The organism is Peribacillus loiseleuriae (assembly GCF_001183985.1).
Lineage (GTDB): Bacteria > Bacillota > Bacilli > Bacillales > DSM-1321 > Peribacillus > Peribacillus loiseleuriae.
The window spans coordinates 59,367-65,850 of the sequence record NZ_LFZW01000003.1 but is presented as its reverse complement, the minus strand read 5'-3'; the positions used below and the strand labels follow the sequence as shown (position 1 = coordinate 65,850).

The 6,484-nt window shown below is 38.9% G+C and carries 4 protein-coding genes and 2 pseudogenes; 3 read left to right on the top strand and 3 right to left on the bottom strand.

Annotated elements, in window-relative coordinates:
* From AC625_RS24895 to AC625_RS24885, 3 genes and pseudogenes are all read right to left on the bottom strand, one after another.
* Positions 1 to 314 (bottom strand): annotated as a pseudogene (locus AC625_RS24895) (hypothetical protein); the annotation flags it as partial.
* 226 nt (positions 315 to 540) lie between these two features.
* Entirely contained in the window at positions 541 to 1,446 is a 906-nt protein-coding gene (locus tag AC625_RS24890; protein WP_049684104.1) for an AEC family transporter, read from the bottom strand.
* A gap of 813 nt (positions 1,447 to 2,259) precedes the next feature.
* Positions 2,260 to 3,579 (bottom strand): collagen-like protein, encoded by a 1,320-nt coding sequence (locus tag AC625_RS24885; protein ID WP_245645134.1) that lies wholly within the window; start codon positions 3,577 to 3,579, stop codon positions 2,260 to 2,262.
* A 249-nt stretch (positions 3,580 to 3,828) separates the two neighbouring features.
* Here AC625_RS24885 and AC625_RS24880 point away from each other — a divergent pair.
* The 3 genes and pseudogenes from AC625_RS24880 (at position 3,829) to AC625_RS24870 (ending at position 6,318) form a co-directional block, all read left to right on the top strand.
* Positions 3,829 to 4,379, top strand: a pseudogene (locus AC625_RS24880) (tyrosine-type recombinase/integrase).
* An 870-nt stretch (positions 4,380 to 5,249) separates the two neighbouring features.
* Positions 5,250 to 5,435 (top strand): hypothetical protein, encoded by a 186-nt coding sequence (locus AC625_RS24875; RefSeq protein ID WP_049684103.1) that lies wholly within the window; start codon positions 5,250 to 5,252, stop codon positions 5,433 to 5,435.
* A 661-nt stretch (positions 5,436 to 6,096) separates the two neighbouring features.
* Positions 6,097 to 6,318: a hypothetical protein gene (locus AC625_RS24870; RefSeq protein WP_049684102.1), complete on the top strand. Its 222-nt coding sequence runs from the start codon at positions 6,097 to 6,099 to the stop codon at positions 6,316 to 6,318.
* The last annotated feature ends 166 nt before the right edge of the window (positions 6,319 to 6,484 follow it).

Below are 6,484 nucleotides of genomic sequence, written 5' to 3'. Positions count from 1 at the left end.
GTGAATTGTTCATGAACAATAGGTGGATTATTTGTGAATATCTTATTACTTTGCGTGAAAGACGTATGAACTTTAGGTGAACTAGATTTCACATAATCAAAAATACTTTTATCAAGGGGTTCTTCACCTTCTCCAATAAAAAACCAACCCTTTTGACCAGAGTTTCTAAATTCATATCCAGCCTCTTTTAATGCGTTTCTAAATGGTTTTTCACTTATGCCAGGTATTTGTTTCGCTACATCACCTGTTTTTACTCCTTCTTGGGCCAATACTTCTAAAATGCTTTTTATGGTTGTTTTTTGATCTACACTCACTGATTGTTCACCCTCATTTCACTCAAACTCATATATGTATTATTCAATGTGAAATACGTATGACCTTCAAGTAAGTTAACATAATCACCCTTATGGGTATTGAAAAAGGATCCTCGGGTTTGAAAGATCCTTTTAACTGCTTATATTCTCGAATAGACTCCTACATAATGTGTTCATACTGTGTTAGTCCTCATCTATGACTTATTCCGTACCTGAAACCAATAATTTAAAGTATAAAGATAGCAAAAACATATAATATTACAATACTAATCAAAATTGTAATATTTGCGATCATGGCAATTAAATGAGTGGTCCTATATTTCAATTCAATTCCAAATACTAAAGCTGTCATTCCAACTGGTAGTAATAGTCCGATTAAGAGTGTATATCGAAACATTTGATCAAAAGGAAGGAAGAAGTATAATGCTAAACCAAAAAGTAGCCCTAAACCGTATCGGAAAGTTAAAAATTTCATAATAGGTCTAAAATATTTTTTGTCAAATGTAAAATTCAAATATAGTCCTAATAATAATAATGACAACGGCATATTTGCTTTAGATATAGTAGTAGCAACATCAATTATCGTAGAAGGCAATTGGATATGGCTATAATTTAGAATACTAGCAACGATATAAGTCATTAAGGGAATGGAATTTCCGAGTTTTTTTAGAATTGCAACAGGCTTAAGTGTCAGCCCCTCTTCTGAAAAATAGCTACCTAATATATAGCCAATTACCCAAATAACAATTGCAGTTCCTACATCAAACATTCCAAAATACATTAAACCTTCTGTTCCCCACATAGCATGAACAATAGGATATGCAAATAATCCAACGTTAGCTCCAGGAGCAAGCATTAGTAAAGTGCCTTTAAGTTCTTTTTCCTCTTTTTTAAATACAAAAAAAGTAAGAAACGCAGAAATTAGTCCAAAAATAATGACGATGACCGGTAACAAAATTAAAGAAGGTTCAATTTTAACAGAATTAAATGTCACAATGACCAAAGCTGGTAGGGTAATATTAAAAATAATTTTTGAAATTACTGCTCCATCTTTTTCCTTTAAAATGTTTATACGTTTTAATAGATAACCTAAACAAATTATAAGTAATATATTTATAAATGCTTGATTCATTTCTAAGTTGCTCCTCTGCAAAATTGTAGTTTTTAAAAAGCAAATGATAAAATTTTGTCTCTTTAGTGATATCAAGAAGAATGGTAGCAACACCATTTACTATGGTAATGTAAACACTCCTTGCTTATATTATTTTTGGGTAACGCAAGAATCACGAACGCCTCTGGTTGGGCGCAATTCAACTTTATTGCGTGTTGACGCAAAAAACATTTGCTAGAACGGTTTTAATCAACAGAAGAAATAAATCTCAAATTCGTGATGTGAGTGAAATTGAAAAGGATAGAAATCCACTCTCTGCATACGATAAGATGCAATAATCCATTCATCAAAAGACAAATTATTTCGACCTTCCACAGCCCTCACGCCTTTCTTAAGCGTTGTAAAGCTTACATATATTTTACCACTGCAGCATAAAAAAACATTCTCTGGAGCAGCTTTCATTTTTAATGTTTTAGACTGATATTGCTTTCCGATTAATAATTACAGCAAAAAAAGAGACAAAACCAACCATTTTACTGGCAGTTTTGTATCATATTAAGAATACAAGGAATCTTACTCCATCCAGTTTGGATGGAAAATACCTTCTTTATCAATACGTTGCCGTTTGTTGAACAAGGTTTCTAAGGAACACATGAATGCTCTATACAAATCTAGTTAACATAATAGCAATTTTCGGAAGTTCCGAAAATTAAAACCCCTTAGTGTTCAAGGGGTTCCGAATGGTCCATTTTTATCGTTTATACATGATTTTATACATTGTTGATGAATTAACATTTTCAGCTTCTGAAGAAGCCCTGATAGGAGCTTCCTTGTCTATTGAAGTCGTGTGATAACAAGGTGCGCTGAAACAGGTCTTGTTCCTCCAGCGAGAGGAGTAATGGTTAGTGCCGTGCTATTACCAGCAGGATTTCGTACAGTGAGTAGTGAATTGATGACTGTCGTTTGCACAAGAGCTATTCCCACTATCTGAGAAGTACCAGTGGCTCGCCCTACCACTGTATAGGCTAGGTCAGCGCCATTGAGAGTTAAAATCAGTTGCCCCGGTTCGGTCACACTCACCTGAAACAAGACCTGATAAATGCCAATTGCAGACAAGTTAAATGTACTGGGTCCAGTACGGGCAATAGCAGCCCCACTAGTAGGTCCATTTTGTGGAAAACTTACGTCTGTACCGGGAGCAACTGTTGCTGCATTATCAGGAGGCATCAACGCAAAAAAATCTGCAAAGTCTAATACTCCTCCTGTGGAACCTGTTGCTCCCGTGGAACCTGTTGCTCCTGTGGAACCTGTTGCTCCTGTGGAACCTGCTGTTCCCGTGGCGCCTGTTGCTCCTGTGGAACCTGTTGCTCCTGTGGAACCTGTTGCTCCTGTGGAACCTGTTGCTCCTGTGGCGCCTGCTGTTCCTGTGGCGCCTGTTGCTCCTGTGGAACCTGTTGCTCCTGTGGAACCTGTTGCTCCTGTGGAACCTGTTGCTCCTGTGGCGCCTGCTGTTCCTGTGGCGCCTGCTGTTCCCGTGGCGCCTGTTGCTCCCGTGGAACCTGTTGCTCCTGTGGAACCTGTTGCTCCTGTGGAACCTGTTGCTCCTGTGGCGCCTGTTGCTCCCGTGGAACCTGCTGTTCCTGTGGAACCTGTTGCTCCTGTGGCGCCTGTTGCTCCCGTGGAACCTGCTGTTCCCGTGGCGCCTGTTGCTCCCGTGGAACCTGTTGCTCCTGTGGAACCTGTTGCTCCTGTGGAACCTGTTGCTCCTGTGGCGCCTGCTGTTCCCGTAGCGCCTGTTGCTCCTGTGGCGCCTGCTGTTCCCGTAGCGCCTGTTGCTCCTGTGGAACCTGTTGCTCCTGTGGAACCTGTTGCTCCCGTGGAACCTGTTGCTCCTGTGGAACCTGCTGTTCCCGTGGCTCCTGTTGCTCCTGTGGAACCTGCTGTTCCCGTGGCGCCTGTTGCTCCTGTGGCGCCTGTTAATCCTTGAGGTCCAGGCGGCCCCTGAGGTCCTGGACAACAACAACAACAACAACAGGAACATTCACTCTCTTTACACGATTTGTTTGGGGTGTAGTGGTGCTGCACTTCGCACTTTTTCCAATGCCCATATGGTGAGTAACTATATAACTCATCGTAAAAATCATAATTCTTCAAGTAACATCCCCCCATTCAATTTCTATATTTGTGTAGTGACTCAAGAATATTTTATTAACATACTGATCAAGTTGATTGTGTTTATAAAAATTTCCGTGTAATAAAAAAAGAACGTATCAATTTTGATACTAGATGCAATACGAATGTATGATTTAGTATATTTTCGTACATTCATTTCGTTGATATCACTAGGTCCTTTTGATAAACTATCCATATCATACGTTTAATGTACGATAATGGAGGAAAATCATGAAAGAAAAGAACGTGCAGCCGTTGCGAACGGCCAAAGAAATCGAAGATATGAAATGGGCGCTTCGGCGCTATGGATCCGAACGGGACTATTTTTTGTTCGTATTTGGCATTAACACGGGTTTGCGGGTGAGCGATATGGTTCCGTTGACCGTTGACGATGTACGAGGAAAAACGCATGTGGTGATTCGAGAGAAAAAAACGAATAAAACGAAGCGATTTATGTTGCCAGTGAAGCTACGGGAAGAAATTGAGGATTATACGGCTCATATGAGCGATGGAGAGTACTTGTTTGCGAGTCGGAAGGGGAATGTCCCATTACACCAACACAAGCTTATAGAGCCTTCGTGAAGGCCGGAGACGTGCTTGGGAGGGATGACATCGGCACACATACCATGCGTAAAACATTTGGATATGCCTATTATCGGAGAACAAAGGATCTGGCATTTCTGCAGAATATTTTTAACCATTCCGCACCGTCGATCACCAAACGATACATTGGGATTACACAAGAGGAAATCGACGAAACACTAAAGGATTTCTCTTTATAAGGGGTAACGTCAGGAACATGCGTAAGTTTCTCAGCATAAAAACACCCGTTTTGTTTAAGATGAGTGTTTGTTTTCTTTCTTGCTTTTTGAGGATTGTTGAGCACAGAAGGACGACCATCAATGGCCGTCCTTCCTGTCATCCCTGCAGATGGCATATTAAATAGCTAATTTATTGTATGTTTAAAATTATGAAATGACACAAATATAGGTCATCTTCTAAAGATGGTAAGGTGAAATTGGGCTCGAAAGTTCGGAATCCTAGAGTATTCTCGTTCTACCCTTGCCAACAAAGGGATTGAACACCCTAGTGGTACATTTAACATAACCGGTATTCTAGTCAACCCCAAGCGTGCCAACGCTTTGAGTGTGCCAGTGGTACACTCTATATCCTGCACGTTGTTCACGCACCTCCCAAACGGTATTTTTGGGAGGTGCGTGAGGAATAAATACAAATTTACAACGCTAAGGAATTTTCAACCCATTAAAAAAACGATTTCCTGGTTAAGGAATCGACTTTACCGAACTATCATTTTGGTTTCCTAAATTCTTGTAATGGGAAATAACGGAACATCCCTTTTGTATCAACGGTTGTATCCTTAGCGTACGTTTTTTCCGAAATTGTTCTTCTTGACCGAATACACTACATAACCATAGGAATAATAATTGTGCTGGTTGCTTTTCAAATTCGAAGATAGAAGGAAAGAAAAAAATGAAGTTGCTTAAAAACATAGCTTTAACCATCAGTTTTATCATGTACTTAATATTTGTGACATCTCTCTTGCACTTCCATTTTTTTGAATATACTTTTGAAGAAACCCTTATATAATGAGTGTTATCAATAGCAAAACACCTAGAAGGGGATGAAATCAGATGAAACAAGTATTGGAAAGAGAAACTCTGTACGATAAGCTTTCAATGGATTTATTAGTTGAATTTTATTATGAAATAAACAGGAATATAAAAAAAAGTATCTTGTCTGAAGCTATGTACCATGAAATAGAATTGATAAAACAAGCAGTTACTAGAAAGGGGATTTCTTTACTAACTGTTTGTTGATCTAAATGCAAAATAAGCAAAGATAATTAAAGTGATTATCGTTCCACCCATTACTAACACAGGGAAGAACGCAGTATTGATGAAATGATTATAAATCCATGTATCATACATAAAACCCACCCCGGTTTTTGTTTTTTTCTTTAGTATGAACGCTAATGATCATCACTATCCTTTTTTTAATGAACTGCAGGTCAGCGCCATTACTCCATAGATAAATCGAGATTTTTTATGAAGGGAGACTCTTAACATTGCAACGGAAAGTAGATAACTATGATCTTTGGGTTTTCTTCTTGTTTTGAGGTGAGAAGGTGAAGGCTGGGGTGAATTGCGGTAGCAAGAGGGGCTAGCCCCCGTATGGCGTAAAAAGATCAAGCGAAAGATCCAAACGAGGATCGGAAGCACTGGCGGTTTGGCAGGTACAATGGTCAGAGCAAGCTGAATTCTGAGAATCCTCGTTTTGAGTATGTTCGGCTTGGCGACATATCCTTACCTGCCAAAATGCGGAAGGCAAGGGGGAAAGGGTGGAGATTTTTTGAGTGGGTTGCTCAAAAATACTACCCGAACCTTGCATGGAGCATAGCCCTTTTTAAGATATAGAAGTAAGATTTTTCGATTTATTTTCTTCATGTAACAATACTCACAATCCAAAGAGGTAGGTTCTATGAAATATACTGGTACAATTAGATCCGGAAAAATTAGTAATGATAAAAACAAAAATAAAGTTACTATCGGAATTAACAGATTGAAACAAGTGAAGTGTATTGGTTGCTTAAATAAGTTTATGGTTGCATCTGATGAAAAAAGTTACATGTTGGTAAGTAAAACCGGCTATTGCGAAAGATGTAGAACTGCATTTGGACTCACAATTGAAATAAGTGAATAAATATTTTAGCATCCTTTCAAGGATGTTTTTTATTTTATATATACGGCAAAAATGATTTAGAATTGATCGCGTAGCGGATTATCAGTGACTCAGAGGTTTCATTGATATAAGGTTACTAGAAAAAATGGGAAAACGGCTTGAATGAAGTCAAAGGACTGTTTTTTTA